The following is an 18,591-nucleotide window of genomic DNA, read 5'->3' on the forward strand; positions in this document are numbered from 1 at the left end:
CCCGGTGTGGAAGGGCCGTCAGGTCAGCGAGCCGGACAGCTCCGCGGCGGCGGCGGCGACCCGGGGACCCACGGTGCCCGGGTCGAGCCGGGTGAAGGCGACCACGCCCACCGACGCCTCCAGCCAGGGGAGGCCGGGTACGGGGGCGGCGACGCCTCTGGCGCCCTCCTGGAGCTGGCCCTCGGAGACCAGATAGCCGGTACGGCCCTCGCGCAGGGCGAGGATGGCCAGCCCCGCGGCGCCCCGGCCCAGCGGGTGGCGGGAGCCCTCGCGGTAGGCGACGTGCATGTTCGTCCAGGAGGGTTCGACCACCGCCACGGCCAGGCCGTCGTCGCCCTCGGCCACCGTCAGGTGCGCGGTCGCCCCGACCTCCTCCGCCAGCCTGCGCAGGGTCGGCAGGGCGCCCTCCCGCAGCAGCGGCTGCACGGCACGGGCCAGGACGAGGACCCCGAAGCCCAGATGGACCCGCCCGTCGCCGTCCCTGCGGACGAAGCCCTCGCTCTGGAGGGTGGTGAGCAGCCGGTACACCGCCGGGCGGCTCAGCTCCAGCTCCGCCGCCAGCTCCGTGGGGGTACGGCCCCGCCGCCCGTCGGCGAGCAGGCGCAGCAGCCGCAGGCCGCGCTCCAGGGTCTGCGAGGATTCGGCCGGCATCTAGGAGGCCCGCTGGGCTGGAAGCATGTCCCGATTATCGCCCGGTTCCTCGGGCTCGCCGTGTTCCAGGTGGCCCTGGACGCCTCGCTGGGCTGGGAGCGTGTTCCGGTCATCGCCCGGTTCCTCAGGTCTGCCGTGTTCCCGGTGGCCCTGGACGTCCCGCTGGCTTGGAAGCGTCCCGGTATCCGGGAAGCCCGTCGCACGGGAACCACGCTCCGGTCGTCGTCGCTCAGGGCCGGAAACCCCACCGCTCGGGCGCGGAGCGGAAGGCCGGTGTGGACAAGCCCCCGGGTTTCCCGCTAGCTGCAATGTCCGGGAGCCGTTTTCCTGGGATCCTCGACGTGTGGCCATACGTTGTCTCATCGTCGACGACAGTGATCACTTCCGCAGTGCCGCCCGCGCGTTACTCGAAGGGGAGGGGATCACCGTGGTCGGCACGGCCTCCGCGAGTGGCGACGCTCTCCGGCAGATCGACGACGTCCGGCCGGATGTCGCGCTCGTCGACGTCGATCTCGGTGAGGAGAACGGTTTCGAGGTGGCCCGGCGGCTCGTGGCCGCGCGACTCCGCCCTCCTCCGCGCGTCATCCTGATCTCGACGTACGCGGAGAAGGACCTCGCGGAGATGATCGCGGCCAGTCCCGCCGTCGCGTTCCTCTCGAAGTCGGCCCTCTCCGGGGCGGCCATCCGCGAGATTCTCCGAAAAGCCGACGGGGAAGAGGATCCCAACGGACCCGCGCGCCTCCCGTGACCTACCGGCTCCGGCCCCGTCAAAGCACCGTCGAGCGGGTCTCTCAGCGGGCGTCGAGAAAGGTCAGTACGGCGAGAACGCGACGATGGTCGTCCTCCGTCCCCGATATCCGCATCCTGGACAGGATGCTGTGCACGTGCTTCTCGACCGTCCCCTCGGTGATCCAGAGCTTGTGCGCTATGCCGGAGTTGGAGCGGCCCTCGGCCATCAGGGACAGCACCTCCTGCTCGCGCGCCGTGAGAAGCTCCAGCGGATCGTCCCTGCGGTGGGTCCTGATGAGCTCCCGCACGAGACTCGGATCGACGACCGAGCCGCCCTGGGCGATGCGCTCAAGCGTCTCCACGAAGTCGTTCACACCGGTCACCCGGCTCTTGAGCAGGTAGCCGACCCGGTGCCCCGTGGCGAGAAGCTCCATCGCCTCCTCCACCTCGATGTGCGCCGACAGCAGGAGAATCCCCGTCTCCGGGAACTCCTCGTGGATCACCCGCGCCGCGTCAAGACCCTCGTTGGTGTGGGCCGGGGGCATTCGGATGTCGAGAATGACGAGATCGGGCCGGTGCAGCCGGACGAGGTCGAGGATCTCCACCGCGTCTCCGGCCTGGCCGACGACCTCGAAGCCCGACCGCGACATGAGGCTCGCCAGCCCCTCGCGGAAAAGCACGTCGTCGTCCGCCAGCGCTATTCGTATCCGGTCCTCGCTCACCTCTCTCGCCCCTTCCCCATGTATTTCCCGCCGGATTTCGTTACAGGAATGGTCATGCGGGGTCAAAGAAATCGCATCTCGACTGCTCCGGGTGGCCGTACGCGCGCCGCCAGGACGGAACACGGCCGGAGGAGAACCGCCAATCACCCCTTTGACATGCGAGTATCTTAGTCTCTATGCGCGAACGACTTTTGTCGTTATTGCTGCGTACAAAGCGTCCGCCCCTCGTTATAGGGATCATCTCCGGCGCCCTCTGCATCGCGGCGGAGGCCCTGCTGTCCATTCTCCTGGAGCGCGTGACATCGGGTGATTTCCTGGAGGGGATCTATCTGCTCGGTGTTCTGCTGGTCTCGATCGAGTGGGGGCTGGGGCTGGGGGTGGTGACCCTGGTGGCCAGCGCCGTCGCCTTCAACTACTTCAACCTCCCGCCCATGTGGAGCTTCTCGTACGGGACGCGCTGGCTCTGGACCCCGCTCCCGGTCTTCCTCGTCGTCGGGCTGGTGACCAGCTCGATCGCGGCGCTGGCGCGCTCCCTGGGCATCCAGGAGGACAAACGCCGTCGAGAGGCGGATCTCACCGCGGAACTGGCCCACATCCTGTTGCGTACGGAGGACCTGGAGGCGGCGCTGCAACCGGCCTCCCGTCTCCTGGCGCGGGCTCTGGAGGTGCCGAACCTGGAGATCCGGCTCGGGGAGGCCCCCGCGGAAGCGTACGGAGAGGCGCTGCCGCTCATGGAGAACGGCGCCAGGATCGGCACACTGCTCCTGCCCGTCCGCGTTCCCGAGGCGATGCGGAGGCGCCTGCGCGAGCGGATGGTGCCCTCCCTGGAGGCACTGCTGCGAGCGGCCCGTGATCGCGAGAACATCGAGATCGTCCTGGCGTCGAGCCGTGACGAGATCCGCCGGATCGCGCGGGAGCAGGCGGCGCTGCGGCGCGTCGCGACGCTCGTGGCGCGGGGCATCTCCTCGACGGAGCTGTTCAACGCGGTCGCCTTCGAGATGGGCTCCCTCATGGGGGCGGACCACGTGGCGATCAGCCGCTACGATCCCGGCCACGTGACGGTGCTGGGCTCGTGGAGCTGCCGGGACGGCATGGAGGACAGCATGGAGAAAGTGCTGCCCGTCGGCTCGCAGTGGCCGCTCAACGAGGTGAGCGTCTCGGCCACCGTACTGAGGACGGGGCGTCCGACGCGAAGGGCGAACTACGACGAGAGCGTCGGGGAGATCGCGACATGGGCCAGGAAGGTGGGGGTCACCGCCGCCGTCGGCTCTCCCGTCGTCGTCGACGGATCCCTGTGGGGTGTGATGCTCGTCTTCTCCAGCGCCCGGGAATCGAGGTTCGAGGGCGTGGAGGAGCGCATGATGGACTTCACCGAGCTGGTCGCGACCGCCATCTCGAACGCCCAGGCCCGCGCCGATCTCGCCGCCTCCCGCGCCCGGGTCGTCGCGGCGTCCGACGAGACCCGTCGGCGCATCGAGCGTGACCTGCACGACGGAGCCCAGCAGCGCCTGGTCTCGCTCGGGCTCGAACTGCGCGCCGCGGAGGCCGGTGTGCCGCCGCCGATGACCGAGCTCAGGGGGCAGCTGTCCCACGCGGTCCAGGGGCTGACCGGGGTGATGAGCGACCTCCAGGAGCTCTCACGGGGCATCCACCCGGCGATCCTCTCGAAGGGCGGGCTCGTGCCCGCGCTGAAGACGCTCGCCCGCCGCTCCGCCGTTCCCGTCGACCTCGATCTGGACTCCGTCCCGCGCCTGCCGGAACGCGTCGAGGTGGCCATCTACTACACGGCGGCGGAAGCGCTGGCCAACGTGGTGAAGCACGCGAACGCCTCCGTGGCGTACGTCGCCCTGAACGTGGCCGGAACGGTCGTCCGGCTCCTGGTCCGCGACGACGGGGGCGGAGGAGCCGACTACGACAAGGGGTCGGGGCTCATCGGGCTCAAGGACCGTGTCGAGACGCTCGGCGGCAAGCTGACGGTCGTGAGCACCGAGGCGGAGGGGACGTCGCTCTCCGTGACGGTGCCGATCTCGTGACGGTGCCGATCTTGTGACGGTGCCGATCTCGTGGTGACGGTGCCGAGTCGGGATCATGCCGGGGAGCGGCCCGTGCGTCAGGGGTCCGCCGGAGAGAGGCCCGCCTCAGGGGGATCGGACGCTGGGTGACCGGCGAGCGGGAGACGGAGGACGAACCGCGCGCCGCCCATGGCGGAGTCCTCCACGTCGATGGTTCCCCGATGGGCCTCGGCGATGTCACGGGCGATCGTGAGACCGAGGCCGGTGCCTCCCCGGTTGCGGCAGCGGGCCGTGTCCAGCCGGGTGAACCGTTCGAAGATCCTTTCTCGGTCGGCGGCGGCGATGCCGTCACCGTCGTCGGTGACGGTGAGCTCGCCGTACCGGCCGTTCCGGCACACCTCGACCAGCACCGCGTTCCTGGCGTGGCGCTGGGCGTTGTCCAGGAGATTGGCGAGGAGGCGGGCGATCTCCGCGTCGACGATGTTCGCCCTCACCCCGGGGGTGAGCCGCAGCCGTACGGGGACACCGTTTCCGCGCCGCGAGACCGCGGCGCGCACCATCTCTCCCAGATCGACGTTGACGAACGCCTCGGGTGTGTTCGCCCCCACCTTCGCCAGCACCAGCAGGTCGGTGACGATCGTCTGGAGCCGGTCGACGCCCTCCAGCGCGTCCTCCAGAAGCTCGTCCAGATCTGTCTCGCCGGGATGCAGCCGTGCCTCTTCCAGAAGCGTCCTGAGTCCGGCGATCGGTGTGAACAGCTCGTGTGAGGCGTCGGACACGAACCGCCGCTGCTGGGTCAGCGACTTGTCGATCCGGCTCCTGGCGTTCTCCAGCCGGTTCAGCAGGTTGCCGGTGGCCAGGGCGAGATGCATGATCTCGTCTGCCCTCGGAAGGCCGTGGAACCCGTTGCTCAGATCCTTGGCACGCGGCGACATGGAAGTCCGTTTCGGTGTGTGTCGATGAGTGCGCTTTCGTCGACGGCGATGGAGCCTCTCACCTGCGGCTTTCTCGCCCTGGACGGTTGTCCATCGCCTCATGATGCCGCCCCCGCCGCCCGCCGTCTGCGCTGGCAGCCTCCGTTTGGCCCTTCATGCCAGCCGGGCTCCCGGTATTCCCGCTAGCCGCAATGCGCCGCCGCCCTCTCCCGGGTACGATCCGCCGCCCACGGCCGGGATCCGTCCACCCCGGCGTGGCCGAGGTGCCCAGCGTGATGACCGGTACGGGTGCGGTGGGAGATATCGGAATGCTGATGATTCTTGACCGGGGCTGTCGAGCCCTTCGTGATCTGGGTAAAGTGCGGATCGATCGTTTTGCCCAGCTTTCCGGGGAGTTCAGGACATGCGACTTACACTGCGCCGGGCTCTCGCCATGGGCGCCACGCTCGCACTCGTCGGTGTGCTGACACCCGGGGCCGCGTACTCGCAGGACGACCCGCGCAGCTGTAACGACCTCCTGGGACCGGACACCCCGGCCTACGTCGTCTGCACCTGGCTGGCCAAGCCCGACGAGGCTCTCGGGGTCGCGCTGTTCTGGGGGGCCGACGACAACGCCAACCTCAAGGAGGCCACCCCGAGCGACGGCAAGTTCATCGACTGCTCGGCCGCCGGATCGGTCTGCCCGGAGGCGCCCGGTGGCGGCTCCGAGGGCGACGAGAACTCGCCCTTCCCCGAGGGAGCCGAAGACGGCGGCGTACCCGAGTGCGAGGCGGGCCAGCCGTGCTCGGTCGACGGGCACGGTGAGGGCGGCGACGGCACGGTCGCCGGATCCGAGCAGACCGGCACCTCCGCCCCGACGCCGACCCCCACGGCCGCCCAGGACCAGGCGGCGGCCGCGGCCGCGGCGCTGACCCCGGCCGGTCAGGCGATCACCGCGGCGAAGGCCGCGCAGCTGAGGGTCTGGGTCGACACCGAGCTGGCCGACGACTGGAAGGCCGGTGCCGAGACCTTCGCCGCCGCCGTCAAGCGCATCGGCGCGCTGGCCGCGCGCCCCGAGGTCGCGGGCATCCGGTTCACCTCCCAGCTGGGCTACAACACCGCGTTCAAGACGGACGAGGAGATCACCGCGTTCGTCACCGCGGCCTCCGACGCCCTCCGCCAGGCCGCGCCCGGCAAGCGGCTGGGCATCCACACGGTGGTGCCCGAGCTCGCCTGCGGCGCGAACGACACCTGCAAGGCAGAGATGCGCAAGCGGTACCCGCTGCTCGCCCCCGAGAAGATCGAGTCTCCCCTGATCGCGGGCCGCGTCGACCAGCTCTCCCTGGACACCGGCCTGCTGTACGGCGGCTACAACGCCTGGAAGATCAACGCCGAGCAGGCCCACCTCAACCAGTGGATCCAGGTCCGCGCCCGGTCGTGGGACGTCCTGGCTCAGGTCGCCGCGGAGGAGACCGGGCTCGTCGGCCAGGTGACCGACGCCAAGGTCGCCTCCCGGCTGTCGGTGCCCGTCAAGGACGGCGCCGCCCAGCAGGTGAACGTGTGGACCAGCGTCCAGAGCGCCCAGGGCACCGTGACCCGGCTGACCGCCTGGGACCAGCTGAAGAAGCTCACCCCGATCCAGCGCCGCCTGGCCGCCGTCTACAACCCGGCCGGCCCCGAGACGGACATGGCCACCGACATCAAGAAGCTCTCCGAGGCCTTCGGCCAGATCTATCTCACGACCGCCTGACCCCTCCGGCGGGCCACCTCGGGAGTCACCTGCTCCCGAGGTCGGTGAGGCGCTCCATCGCGGTGAGATCGATCTCCATGGCGCTCGTCCCCGAGGGCAGGCCCAACGCCTGAGCCGTACCGGCGCGCAGCTCGCCCGCATGGCCCAGCACGCTCTCGCCGACGAGTAACTCCAGGCAGCGGCCGGGCAGCCAGGGCGCGTACTCGGTGGGCCGGGTGACCAGCCCGGCCCCCATGATGTGCGCCGCCGTGCGCGCGGCGTCGACCGCGCGGGCCCACGACGACTCGCCGGTCAGGGCGGCGGCGAGGTGGCGGGGCTGGACCGGGATGGCGGCGTCCAACGCGGCGATCTGGTCGTCGGTGGGGCGATGATCCGTCCGGGGAAGGGGGAGGGGCGAGAGGCTGTCGCCCGGGAGGGGCGCGAAGACCGCCCCCTGCTCGAAGAGCGCCGGGGCGTGGTTTCCCCGGGTGAGGTTGAGGCCCAGCGCGGCCAGCAGTCCGGGGAGAAGCGTGGTGCGCAGCGACGGCTCGCGCGGGCTGATCGGGTTCGTGAGCGTCAGCGTGGCGCGGCGCGGGTCGTCGGCCGTGAGACCGAAGGCGTCCCACACGGCGTCGCAGACGAACGGGAATCCCGGCGTCTCGACATATCCCGCTCCCGCCAGCGCGTGCCCGATCCGCCGCCGCAGGCTCTGCGACCGGGTCAGCCCTCCACCGGCCTCCCGTCTCCGCGCGCTCCTGGCACCGTGGCCGCGCGCCAGCGGGATGGTCTCCATGTCGGGTACGGCTCGCGCGGCCGGTATGGCTCGGGCGGGCGGTACGGCCCGCGTCGTGGCCGTGGCCCGGGGAAGGGGCCTGGGCCGTGGCCTGCCGGGGGCGGACTCGTCCGTTCCGAGGGGAAATCCGAGGGGGAAGCGGATGTCGCCGTCGACGACGTCGCGCATGTCCCTCAGCCCGTGCCGGAGCATCAGCGTGCGCTCGATGCCCATGCCGAAGGCGAAGGCGCCGTATTTGTGTGGATCGACGCCGCAGGCGGCCAGCACCCGGGGATGGACCATGCCGCACCCGCCCCACTCGATCCAGCCCTCGCCGCCGCACGTCCCGCACGGATCCTCGGGGCCGTCCGCGAGGGGGGTTTTCCGGGAAGCCCCGGCGGGGTCCCCTTCGGAGGCGTCATGGCAGACCGCGCACTCCACGTCGACCTCCGCCGACGGATCGGTGTAGGTGAACCGGCGGGCACGGAGCCGGGTCGCCGTACCCCTGCCGAACATGGAGGTGGCGAAGTGGTCGAGGGTCTTCTTCAGGTCGACCATGGTGAGGCCCAGATCGACAACGAGCCCCTCGACCTGGTTGAACACCGGGCTGTGGGTGGCGTCGGCCGCGTCGGGACGGAAGGCGCGGCCCGTACAGATCATGCGGAGGGGAGGGGGCGTGCCGAGCATCGCCCTCACCTGCACCGGTGAGGTGTGTGTACGCAGCACGAGGCCCGACCTCCGGCCGGGACCCGAGGGGTTCTCGACGTAGAAGGTGCGTTCGGGGGCGCGGGCGGGGTGGCGGTCGTCCATGTTGAGGGCGTCGAAGGCGAACCACTCGGCCTCGACCTCGGGCCCCTCGGCGACGTGGTAGCCGAGGTCGAGGAAGACATCGGTTATCTGCTCGGCCATGACGGTCACCGGATGCCGGGCCCCACGCGAGTCATGCGGCGCGCTCCCGGCGCGGTCGCTGGATGCGCTCCTCATCAACTGCTTCTGCCTTCTTCCTCTGTGGGCGCTTCCCGCGTTTCCCGAGGAGGGCGGCTCCCGAGGCGGTCAGGCGAAAGCCGCCGGATCGCCTTCCGGCCGGGATGTGACGGGAAGCGAGCGGAAGCGCGGATCGTGGCGACCTGACGACCTCACGCGTGAGACGCGAGATCACCTGCTGGAAAGGGATCGGTGTGCGGCACCCGTTCGGGAACATCGGCGGTCACACGTCACTCCGAGCCTTCGCTACGCTCTGCGCTCATATGACTACCCAAAGTTATTGCCCGGTCAATGGCGAGTCAACATGTCACCAGACCGGTGGCGGGGCGGGGCGGGGAGGTGGCCCGGCCGTACGTGGGGGAGATCCGCGGCGTACGTCCGCTTTCCCGGCAAGAATTCTCCGGCGGGATTCTTCGCGGGGGTTTTCGGCGCGATCCAACGGGGCGATGAGGTGGCGAGACCAGGGGTGACCGGAGGTGACCGAGGGTGACCGGGGTGAGGCCGGTGGGATCGGGGACGGCGGGACCGGACCCGATCGGGGCGCCCGGCCCAGGTGCGGGCGAAGTGCCCCGGTCGGGTCCGGAAGGTCAGCCCGCCCGGGTCTGGGCGAGGTAACCGGCGAACTCCTCCAGGGAGATAAGGCCGTCGCCGTCCTGGTCGATCCTGGCGACGGCCGCCGCGGCCGCCTCCGGGGTGATCGGCTGGCCGAGCACCTCCATGAGCCTCGTCAGCTCGGGGACCGAGATGAGGCCGTCACCGTCGACATCAACGATTTCGAACGTCGTCGCGTAGTCGTCCGCCACGATTGCATCCGCCTTCGGCAGCAGGGAAATCAGACGCCAAGCACACTAGCGGGATTCGAGGTGCGTCCTCTCGCCGCCCATGTCCAGCCGCGGACGATGGCCGATGGCCACCTACGCCAACAGGCCGGTCTCCGGCTTCCTGAGGGTCCCGGCCCAGCCGCCTGACCGGCTTGATCAGCAGCAGTGCCGTCACCACGCCGACCGTCACCAGGGCCGACCCCAGCATGAAGGTGCGCGGTTCGACCAGCACGGTGACCGGACCGGCCAGTGCCTGCCCGACCGCCATGCCCGCGACCGACCCGGCCACCTGGTAGGCGTTGACCCGGTTCATCACGTCCGGCGCGACCTGCGTCTGCACGCTGGTCGCCCACATCACCGACCAGAACGCCATCGCGCACCCCCCGAGCAGGTGCCCGGCCATCAGCAGCGGGAGCGGCAGCCCGAGCGCGACCGTCAGCGGCACCGCCACGTACCCGCTCAGCGCCACCGCCCCGGCCACCAGCGGCCTGTGCGGCCTGAGCCTGATCGCCACCAGCCCGCCCAGCACGGTGCCGAGGCCGAGCGCCGCCATCACCCAGCCGTAGTCGTCCCCGATGATCTGCGACGACAGCGGCACGTACGGCCCGACCACCAGAACGCCCCAGAACACCCAGACCAGGATGACCGACCACATCCAGCTCCTGGCCTTGAACTCCTCCCAGCCCCTGCGCAGGTCGCTCAGCACGTTGGAGGGCTCCGGCCTGGGTACGGTGACCCGGACCAGCAGCAGGCACACCCCGCTGACCAGGAACGTCGCGGCGTCCACCGTGTAGACGACGACCGGCCCGGCGACGACGATGAGGACTCCGGCCAGTGCGGGACCCATCAGATGGGTGACCGCTTCGGCGATCTTCAGCGTCGCGTTGGCCCGCTGCCGATCCTTGGCGACCAGGGCGATCATGCCGTTGACGCCCGGTTCGAACATTCCGGCGGCCATGCCCGACAGGAACGCCGTCACCAGCAACAGGGCGTACGGCGGGGCACCGTTCAGGAAGGCGACGGCCACGACCCCCTGGGTGACGACCCTGACCACGTCCGCGCCGATCATCAAGCGCCGGGCGCCGATCCGGTCGGCGACAACCCCGCCGAACAACATGACCAGCACGGCCGACGCGGTCCAGAGCGCGAGCACGTAGCCGACGCCCGCGATTCCATAGACTTTCCCGATCGCCAGCGCCGAGGCGACGGGCATCATCGCGTCACCGAGCAGCGAGATCGTGCGGGCCCCGAAGTAGAGGGTGAAGCTCCTCGTCCACATGAGCCCCAATTCTGGATTTTTCCAGATCAGAGCACTGGTGTCCCAAATGACATCATTGGGTACATTTGCGCCATGCCCCTGGATTGCCGGGAAACACCCCCGAAGCCCCCCGGCCCGCATCGCGTGGTCGCCCTGGTCGCCCCGAACCAGGAGCTCTATCCGGTCACCTCCGCCTCAGCCGTCTTCGGCTACCACGGCCCCGACATCCCCCAGCACTACAGCTTCAGCCAGTGCGCCGAACACCCCGGCTCCCTCCCCACCACCCTCGGCGTCCCCATCCAGGTGGACCGCGGCCTCGAAGCCCTCGACGACGCCGACACCGTGGTCATCGCGGGCTGGACCTTCACCCTCTCGCCCGCCGTACTCCACGCGGTGGCCCAGGCCCATGCCCGAGGCGCCCGCATCGTCGCCGTCTGCGCCGGGATCTTCATCCCCGCCGCCCTGGGCCTCCTGGACGGCCGCCGCGCCTCCGTCCACTGGGAACTCTCCGGCGAACTCGCCGCCCGTCACCCCCGCGTCATCCCCGACGACACCGTCATCTACGTCGACCACGGCGACATCGCCACCGCCGGAGCCTCGGCCGCCACCCTCGACCTCTGCCTTCACCAGGTCCTCCGGGAGCATGGCGCGGCCCACGCCATGCGCATCGGCCGCCAGCTCGCCGCCGGTCCGCACCGCGAGGGCTGCCAGCGCCAGTACCCTCCCCTTCCCACCACCGGCCCCATGCCGGACTCCCTGGCCCCCCTGCTCGAATGGCTTCTCTCGCGCCTGCCCGACCAGATCACCGTCGAGGACATGGCCGCCCACTCGGGCGTCTCCCCGCGCACCCTCACCCGCCAGTTCGCCGACCAGCTCGGTGTCCCACCCGCCCGCTGGCTGCTGGAACGCCGCCTGGCCGCCACCCGCGCCCTGCTGGAGGAGACCGACCTGCCCGTCGAGACCATCGCCACCCGCGTCGGCCTCTCCTCGGCGGTCAACCTCCGCCGACGCTTCCACACCGCCCTGCGCACCACCCCGGCCGCCTACCGCCGCTCCTTCCGCTGAGGATCCCGGCCGGTGGAGGCGGTGCGGCCTCCGGTTGTCCCGGGCCCGGCCACGGCAAGGGCGCCGCCGATTCGATCGGCGACGCCCCTTCGGCCTCGGGCCCCTTCACGTCGTCCCGCGTTCCGTCACGTCGTCCCTCTGCCGACGTGGACGGCCCGGCGAGGACCGGTCGGACGGTTCAGGCTCGCGCACCGGCCATGGCCTGGCACGCCTCGGCGCATACCCGGCACGCGTTGGCGCACTCCTTCATCATCGTGTCGTTGCCCATGGACATGCACGCCTCGGCGCACTTGCTCGCCACCTTCGCGCACATCGCGGCCATCTCCATCGCCATCGGCGACTGGCGCATCATCATGTCCGCGCACATGCGGGTCATGTCGGCGCAGTCCATGAGCGGACCCATCATCGCCATGTCGGCATGCCGGCCCCCCTGCATGAGGCAGTAGGTCATGGTCTGCTCGCAACGGCTGTGACTCTCCATGCACGCGTCGATGCACTTCTGCACCTGAGGGCTCATCTTTACCGCCTGGCTCATGCTTTCTCCCCGTTCTCGTGACCGCTCTACTTCAACGGCCGAAGATCTCGCAACAGTGTTGTGCCCCTGTCCAGTGCCGTTGCCTGCCGAGAAATTCTGCCTTTAGCCCCAGATGGAAATAGTTTTGTGCATAAATTCACCCATCATTTGTAGGGTTAGTAGGGAAACGGGAGGCGACCCGACCACGCTGGTCGGCCCGCCGCCACCAGACCGCCATTAAGCCGCCATCAGGCCGCCATCCGGCCTCCGCCCGACCGCCACCGGGCCGCCACCGTGGTCAGACCACCGCGCCCGAACCCTCGCGGGCCGGTGCCGGTCCCCTCCGCTTGGGCCGGGGCGGGGCGCCGGGCTTGCGCTTCTCCAGCACGATGGCGAGCGGCCCCGCGACCAGCGCGGAGGAGAGCGTGCCGACGACGATCCCGATCAGCAGCGCCACCGCGAAGTCGGTCAGCGAGTCGCCGCCGAGCACCGCCAGCGCGGCCAGGATGAACAGCGCGCCCAGGCCGGTGTTGACCGTACGGGGAACGGTCTGCAGGATCGCGGTGTTCGTCACCTCGGCGAACGAGGTCTTCGGCCGTGCCCCCCACAGCTCGCGGACCCGGTCGAAGACCACGACCTTGTCGTTGACCGAGTAACCGATCACGGTGAGCATCGCGGCCAGGAACACCCCGTCCACCGGCTTGCCCAGCCACGCGAACGCGCCGACCACGATCGCCGCGTCGGCGACCAGGGCGAGCACCGCCGCCAGCCCGAACGTCCAGCGGAACCGGAAGGCGAGATAGGCGAGCTGCGCGGCGAGCGCGACACCCAGCGCGATCAGCGCGTTGCGGCGCAGCTCGTCCCCGAGGCTCGGGCCGACGAGTTCGTCGCGCTCCTTGACGACCTGCCCGCCCCCGCTCTCCAGCGCGTTCTCGATCCGCACCACGTCGGCGGGGCTGATCTGACCGGTCCGTACGGAGATGTCCTCGCCGGAGGACTGCACCACCGCGTTGGGGAACCCCGCCCCGCTGACGAGCTCGCGGGCGGCGTCGGCGGTCATCGGGGTGCTCGTGGAGTACTCCACGAGCCTGCCCCCGGTGAACTCCACGCCGAAGTCGAGCCCCCGCACCGCCACCCCCGCCACGGACGCGGCCACCAGCACGCAGGTGACCGTGAAATACACCGCGCGGCGGCTCATCAGGTCCGGCCTGCGCGCGTTCAGCCAGGTGCGGACGCGGCCGATGTCGGACAGGCCGGTCAGCCTGGGCCGCGAGGACACGGCCCGGAGGCTCACCGCCCACTGGGCCAGGACGCGCGTGATGACCATCGCGGTGATCAGCGAGGCGATCACGCCGATGCTCAGGGTGACACCGAAACCGCGTACCGGCCCGGACGCCAGGAAGAACAGCAGGCCACCGGCGAGCAGCGTGGTGATGTTGGAGTCGGCCACCGCGCTCCAGGCGTTGCGGAAGCCCTTCTCCAGCGCGCCCCTGAACTTCTGCTCCGCCGCGTACTCCTCCCGTGCCCGTTCGAAGACCAGCACGTTGGCGTCGACGGCCATGCCGATCGCCAGGACGAAGCCCGCCAGTCCGGGCAGGGTGAGCGTGGCGCCGAGTCCCACCAGCGCCGCGTACGAGATCAGCGCGTAGCAGGCCAGGGCGAAGGCGGCGATGAGGCCCACCAGCCGGTAGGTCACGACGATGAACAGCGCGGTGAGCACGATGCCGATGACCGCTGCCTGGGCGCTCGCCGTGATCGCGGCGGCGCCGAGCGTCGGGCCGACGGTCCGCTGCTCGACGATCTCGACGGGCACCGGCAGCGAGCCGCCCTTGATCAGCAGGGCCAGGTTCGCGGCCTCCTCCGAGGTGAAGGTGCCGGTGATCTGGGTGGAGCCGCCGGGCAGGCCGACGTCGCAGGCCACGCCCTCGTTCACCTGGGGGGAGACGATCACCTTGGAGTCGAGCACGATGGCGATCCTGCGCTTGGGGTCGCCCGCCTGGTTGCAGGCGGCCTGGCCGGTCAGTTCGGCCCACTCCGCACGGCCGCTGTCGCGGAAGTCGACGGTGACGAACCAGCCGCTGCCCTGCTGGGCGTCGATCCCCGCCTCGGCGCCGCTGACGCCGTCGCCGGTGAGGGCGGCCGGTCCGATGTGCAGCGGGCCACCGCTCTCGTCGGGCAGGATCCGCTCGTCCTTCTTCGGCTGGGTCCCGGCCGCCGGGTCGGGGACGCCGAGGACGGGGTGGAAGGTGAGCTGCGCGGTCTTGCCGATGACCTCGGCGGCCTTGGTCGGATCCTGCACGCCCGGCAGTTCCACGATGATGCGCCGTTCGCCAGAGCGGGCCAGGGGCGCGTCCGCCACGCCCAGGCCGTCGGCCCGGCGGCGGAGTACCTCAAGGGTGCGGTCGGTGGCCGCGGCGTCGGCCTTGACGGTCGGTGAGTCTCTGGTCTCCAGTACGAGCTGGGTGCCGCCGCGTAGGTCGAGACCGAGGCGCGGCGACATGGTCAGGGCGATGAACAGCGAGGTGGCGATGACGGCGAGCGCCGCCACCGCGCGTACCACCGGGGCACGCGACATGGAAGCCTCCACAGGCTGGGGGAAATGTCCTCGGGTATGCCGGACGGCCCTTCACAGCGGCCCTCGGGGCCGGGAAAGGCGGTTTCCGGGTACGGCGGAAGGCCCGGAGTGGCTCCGGGGGTTCAGCCGGTCGTGGAGGCGGGCGGTGCGCGCCCCGGCCTGACGAGCAGGGCCGCGAGCGAGCGGGTGTCGTCGTCGCGGGCCGGGCGCGCGTCCCGGCCGGTGGCGGGGGACAGGTGCCGGAAGTCCGCCGGTGGGGTCGCGAGCGGGTGACCGCCCCCGCCCCCCAGGCCGATCCCGGCGGCGGAGAGGCCGGTGACGTGGGCGCTTCTGTGCCCGCCGTCGGAGACCGGGCGAGACAGCCGCTGGTGCTCGCCGGAGACCTGGGCGACGGTGGTGTGCCGCAGGAGGACGGCGGCGCCGCCCCCGCCCAGCCCTCCCGAGACGAGCAGCGGCAGCAGCAGGGTGAGCAGCCAGCCGAAGGGCGCGCCGCGCCTCAGCTGTCGCATGGTCTCCTCCTGGCCGTCCCGTCCACCGTAACGTGCCGGAGGCCTTCGATCTCGCCGACACGGGCCCAATGTCAAGGTCGCCTCATAAACCCCCCAAGGGAGGGTAGTGCGGACGCATGCGACTCACCTACACAGCTGATCTGTGGTGGAAGAACGCCGTCGTCTACTGCCTGGACGTGGAGACCTACAAGGACGGGAACGGTGACGGCATCGGTGACTTCCGGGGCCTCACCCAGCAGATCGACCACCTGGACCGGCTCGGGGTGACCTGCATCTGGCTGATGCCGTTCTTTCCCAGTCCCAGCCGCGACGACGGCTACGACATCAGCGACTTCTACTCGGTCGACCCCCGCCTGGGCACCCTCGGCGACTTCGTGGAGTTCATGCGCACCGCCAGGGACCGGGGCATGCGGGTGATCGCCGACCTGGTGGTCAACCACACCTCCGACGAGCACCCCTGGTTCAAGGAGGCCCGCTCCAGCCGCGACTCTCCCAAGCGCGACTGGTACGTCTGGCAGGACGAGCCCGGCCCCGTCGACCCCAAGGCGATCGTCTTCCCCGACAAGGAGGACAGCCTCTGGGAGCTGGACAAGAAGACCGGCCAGTACTACTACCACAGCTTCTACAAGTTCCAGCCCGACCTGAACACGGCGAACCCGCAGGTCCGCGACGAGATCGCGCGCATCCTCGGCTTCTGGATGGAGCTCGGCCTGTCCGGCTTCCGGGTGGACGCGGTGCCGTTCCTGATCGAGGGCATCGGCGGCGACCCGCACGAGTTCCTCGCCGACCTGCGCGCCTTCATGAACCGCCGCGACGGCAGCTCGATCCTGCTGGGCGAGGTCAACCTGCCGTACCCGGACCTGATGAGGTTCTTCGGTGACGCGGGGAACGGCGACGAGGTCACCATGTGCTTCGACTTCATCGCGATGCAGCGCTTCCACCTGTCGATGGCCCGCCAGAACCCGGAGGCCCTCGCCGAGGCCCTGCGCGACCGGCCGGAGCCGCCCGACGACTCCCAGTGGGCGATGTTCGTCCGCAACCACGACGAGCTGACCCTGGACAAGCTCACCGAGGCGCAGAAGCACGAGGTCTTCGACGCCTTCGGCCCCGACAAGAACATGCAGCTGTACGACCGGGGCCTGCGCCGCCGCCTCCCCCCGATGCTCGGCGGCGACATGCGGCGGCTCAAGCTGGCCTACAGCGTGCTGTTCTCCCTGCCGGGCACGCCGGTGCTCTTCTACGGCGAGGAGATCGGCCTCGGCGAGAACCTGAAGGCCGAGGGCCGGATGGCGGTCCGGGTCCCGATGCAGTGGTCGGCCAAGGGCGGCTTCTCACCCGACCCGAAGACCACCGTCCCCTCGCCCACCGGCAAGTACGGCCCGCGCAACGTCAACGTCGAGGACCAGCGCCGCGACCCCGACTCGCTGCTCCGGTGGGTCATGCTCCTGGTCGAGCGCTACCGGGAGTCGCCCGAGCTGGCCTGGGGCGCGTACGAGATCCTGGACGCCGGTGACGTGGCCGTGCTGGCCCACCGGGCCGACGCCGAGGGTGGCACCGTGGTCGCCGTCCACAACTTCGCCGACCGCGAGGCGAAGGTGGACCTCGTGCTCGAAAAGCTCGACGGCTGCGAGAAGCTGGTCGACCTGCTGGTGGACGGCACCCTCGACCTGCCCGCCGACGGCCGGGTGAAGTTCACGCTGGAGCCGTACGGCACCCGCTGGTTCCGTGCCTCCATCCCCGACGCGGCACCGGAGGAGACCTCGGCCAAGAGCGGGTGACCCGACCCGGAGGGCATCCCGGATCGCGTCCGGGGTGCTCGTCCTGGTTGCCCTACCGGACGGCAGGGCGCCCGGCTCGCGTGCCTTCCAGGTTTTCCGGCATGCCTTCCAGCGCGCCCGCCCGCTCCCCTGGCCAGGCGAGCATCGCGAACTCGGCGATCCGTTCCAGGTCCCGCCGGGTCGCGCCGTCGCGGGCCTGGGTGGACATGCCCTGGACGGTGGCCGCGTAGAACGTGGCGAGGGCCCCGGCGTCGGTGTCCTCGGGGAGCAGGCCCGCCACCGCGTCCGCGGCGATGCGCGCCGCGATCCCCGCCTTGCCCGCCTCCCTGAGCTCGCGCATCGCCTCCTGTACGTCGGCCGACTCGGGGCCGCAGTTGACCGCCGCGCTGATCACCAGGCAGCCCGGCGGATGCCCGGGGTCGGTGTACTCGGCCGCGGCCTCGCGCAGCAGCCGGGCGATCGCCTCCCGGGCGGTCGGCTCCTCGGTCATCGCCACCGCGGAGAAGGCGCCGTGGCTCCTCTGGTAACGCTCGACGACCTCCTCGAACAGGCGCCGCTTGTCACCGAAGGCGGCGTACAGGCTGGGTGGCCGGATGCCCATCGCGGCGGTGAGGGAGGCGACGGAGGTCGCCTCGTAGCCGTGCCGCCAGAACTCGCGCAGCGCGATCTCCAGCACGACGTCACGGTTGAAGGCTCGCTGTCTGCTCACGGAATCATTGTATAGCGATCGCTAAAAAACGCTGCTACGGTTTCATTTGTAGCGATCGCTATAAAATATGGGAGGCGACATGAGGACCGCGTTGGTGACGGGCGCGAGCAGGGGCATCGGCAGGGCGATCGCCCTGCGGCTCGGGCGTGAGGGGATCCGGGTGGCCGTCCACTACGCGAGGGACGGGAAGGCCGCCGAGGAGGTCGTGGCGGCGATCACCGAGGCGGGGGGAGCCGCGTTCCCGATCCGGGCGGAGCTCGGCGTGGAGGGGGACGTGGACACGCTCTTCGCCGCCCTGGAGAAGGAGGTGGAGGGGTTCGACATCCTGGTCAACAACGTTGGCATCACCGCCCTCGGCGGCATCCTGGACGTCACGCCGGAGGTGTACGACAGGGCGTTCGCCGTCAACGTGAGGGCGCCGTTCTTCATCATCCAGCGGGCGCTGCCGCTCCTGCGCGACGGCGGGCGCATCGTCACCATCACCTCGGGCGTGACCAGGATCGCCTTCCCCGAGGGCGTCGCCTACGCCGCGACCAAGGGGGCGCTGGAGGTGCTGGGCCGTACGCTGGCCCAGGAGCTCGGCCCGCGCGGGATCACGGTGAACTCGGTCGCCCCGGGCATCATCGACACCGACGTGAACGCGGGCTGGCTGCGCGGCAACCCCGAGGCCGAGCGCCTCGCGGCCGGACGGGCCGCCCTCGCCAGGGTCGGCGCCCCGGAGGACGTCGCCGACGTCGTCGCCTTCGTGGTCTCCGACGACGCCCGCTGGGTCACCGGCACCACCCTCGACGCCACCGGCGGCTCCGCACTCTGAACCCCACCCGGCCTCCGCGTCCCGGCTCCGAACCA

Annotated in this window: 16 protein-coding genes; 6 read left to right on the forward strand and 10 right to left on the reverse strand. The window is 70.6% G+C overall.

Going from position 1 to position 18,591, the window contains the following annotated elements; translation table 11 throughout:
* Positions 1–18: 18 nt before the first annotated feature.
* On the reverse strand, positions 19–651 hold the full coding sequence (locus ABD817_RS31665) for an IclR family transcriptional regulator (protein ID WP_344921933.1): 633 nt from the start codon (positions 649–651) through the stop codon (positions 19–21).
* Positions 652–994: 343 nt separating this feature from the next.
* On the opposite strand from ABD817_RS31665, the gene ABD817_RS31670 reads away from it, so the two are divergent.
* On the forward strand, positions 995–1,399 hold the full coding sequence (locus ABD817_RS31670) for a response regulator (RefSeq protein ID WP_344921934.1): 405 nt from the start codon (positions 995–997) through the stop codon (positions 1,397–1,399).
* A gap of 43 nt (positions 1,400–1,442) precedes the next feature.
* On the opposite strand, the gene ABD817_RS31675 is transcribed toward ABD817_RS31670, so the two are convergent.
* On the reverse strand, positions 1,443–2,102 hold the full coding sequence (locus ABD817_RS31675; RefSeq protein WP_344921935.1) for a response regulator: 660 nt from the start codon (positions 2,100–2,102) through the stop codon (positions 1,443–1,445).
* A 176-nt stretch (positions 2,103–2,278) separates the two neighbouring features.
* Here ABD817_RS31675 and ABD817_RS31680 point away from each other — a divergent pair, with 176 nt between their 5' ends.
* Complete coding sequence (locus ABD817_RS31680) at positions 2,279–4,135, forward strand: sensor histidine kinase (protein ID WP_344921936.1); 1,857 nt, start codon at positions 2,279–2,281, stop codon at positions 4,133–4,135.
* Between the two features lie 77 nt (positions 4,136–4,212).
* On the opposite strand, the gene ABD817_RS31685 is transcribed toward ABD817_RS31680, so the two are convergent.
* Complete coding sequence (locus ABD817_RS31685; protein WP_344921938.1) at positions 4,213–5,049, reverse strand: sensor histidine kinase; 837 nt, start codon at positions 5,047–5,049, stop codon at positions 4,213–4,215.
* 403 nt (positions 5,050–5,452) lie between these two features.
* Between ABD817_RS31685 and ABD817_RS31690 the strand changes: the two genes are divergently transcribed.
* A complete protein-coding gene (locus ABD817_RS31690; protein WP_344921940.1) occupies positions 5,453–6,778 on the forward strand; it encodes a hypothetical protein in 1,326 nt (441 codons plus the stop codon).
* A 25-nt stretch (positions 6,779–6,803) separates the two neighbouring features.
* On the opposite strand, the gene ABD817_RS39670 is transcribed toward ABD817_RS31690, so the two are convergent.
* The 3 genes from ABD817_RS39670 to ABD817_RS31710 form a co-directional block, all read right to left on the reverse strand.
* A complete protein-coding gene (locus ABD817_RS39670) occupies positions 6,804–8,513 on the reverse strand; it encodes a tRNA ligase subunit PheS family protein (protein ID WP_425583429.1) in 1,710 nt (569 codons plus the stop codon).
* 587 nt (positions 8,514–9,100) lie between these two features.
* Entirely contained in the window at positions 9,101–9,316 is a 216-nt protein-coding gene (locus ABD817_RS31705) for an EF-hand domain-containing protein (RefSeq protein WP_344921941.1), read from the reverse strand.
* Positions 9,279–10,613: an MFS transporter gene (locus ABD817_RS31710; RefSeq protein ID WP_344921942.1), complete on the reverse strand. Its 1,335-nt coding sequence runs from the start codon at positions 10,611–10,613 to the stop codon at positions 9,279–9,281. Before ABD817_RS31710 ends, ABD817_RS31705 begins: the two co-directional genes overlap by 38 nt.
* A gap of 72 nt (positions 10,614–10,685) precedes the next feature.
* Here ABD817_RS31710 and ABD817_RS31715 point away from each other — a divergent pair, with 72 nt between their 5' ends.
* Positions 10,686–11,657, forward strand: coding sequence for a GlxA family transcriptional regulator (locus ABD817_RS31715; RefSeq protein WP_344921943.1), 972 nt, complete (start codon positions 10,686–10,688; stop codon positions 11,655–11,657).
* Between the two features lie 178 nt (positions 11,658–11,835).
* Here ABD817_RS31715 and ABD817_RS31720 read toward each other — a convergent pair whose 3' ends face one another.
* The 3 genes from ABD817_RS31720 to ABD817_RS31730 all read right to left on the reverse strand — a co-directional run bounded on the left by ABD817_RS31720 (position 11,836) and on the right by ABD817_RS31730 (position 15,255).
* Positions 11,836–12,192, reverse strand: coding sequence for a four-helix bundle copper-binding protein (locus ABD817_RS31720; RefSeq protein WP_344921944.1), 357 nt, complete (start codon positions 12,190–12,192; stop codon positions 11,836–11,838).
* Between the two features lie 277 nt (positions 12,193–12,469).
* Entirely contained in the window at positions 12,470–14,746 is a 2,277-nt protein-coding gene (gene secD, locus ABD817_RS31725; RefSeq protein WP_344921945.1) for a protein translocase subunit SecD, read from the reverse strand.
* A 122-nt stretch (positions 14,747–14,868) separates the two neighbouring features.
* Entirely contained in the window at positions 14,869–15,255 is a 387-nt protein-coding gene (locus ABD817_RS31730) for a hypothetical protein (protein ID WP_344921946.1), read from the reverse strand.
* Between the two features lie 116 nt (positions 15,256–15,371).
* Here ABD817_RS31730 and ABD817_RS31735 point away from each other — a divergent pair, with 116 nt between their 5' ends.
* Positions 15,372–17,033, forward strand: a complete 1,662-nt coding sequence (locus ABD817_RS31735) for an alpha-amylase family protein (RefSeq protein WP_344921947.1) — start codon at positions 15,372–15,374, stop codon at positions 17,031–17,033.
* Positions 17,034–17,085: 52 nt separating this feature from the next.
* Here the strand turns inward: ABD817_RS31735 and ABD817_RS31740 are convergent, their stop codons facing one another.
* Complete coding sequence (locus ABD817_RS31740) at positions 17,086–17,742, reverse strand: TetR/AcrR family transcriptional regulator (protein WP_344921948.1); 657 nt, start codon at positions 17,740–17,742, stop codon at positions 17,086–17,088.
* 79 nt (positions 17,743–17,821) lie between these two features.
* On the opposite strand from ABD817_RS31740, the gene ABD817_RS31745 reads away from it, so the two are divergent.
* Positions 17,822–18,556 carry an SDR family oxidoreductase gene (locus ABD817_RS31745; RefSeq protein WP_344921949.1) on the forward strand — a complete coding sequence of 245 codons (735 nt, stop codon included), beginning with the start codon at positions 17,822–17,824 and terminating at the stop codon, positions 18,554–18,556.
* Positions 18,557–18,591: the final 35 nt, after the last annotated feature.

The sequence above is a fragment of the Streptosporangium oxazolinicum genome (assembly GCF_039537505.1).
GTDB classification, from domain to species: domain Bacteria; phylum Actinomycetota; class Actinomycetes; order Streptosporangiales; family Streptosporangiaceae; genus Streptosporangium; species Streptosporangium oxazolinicum.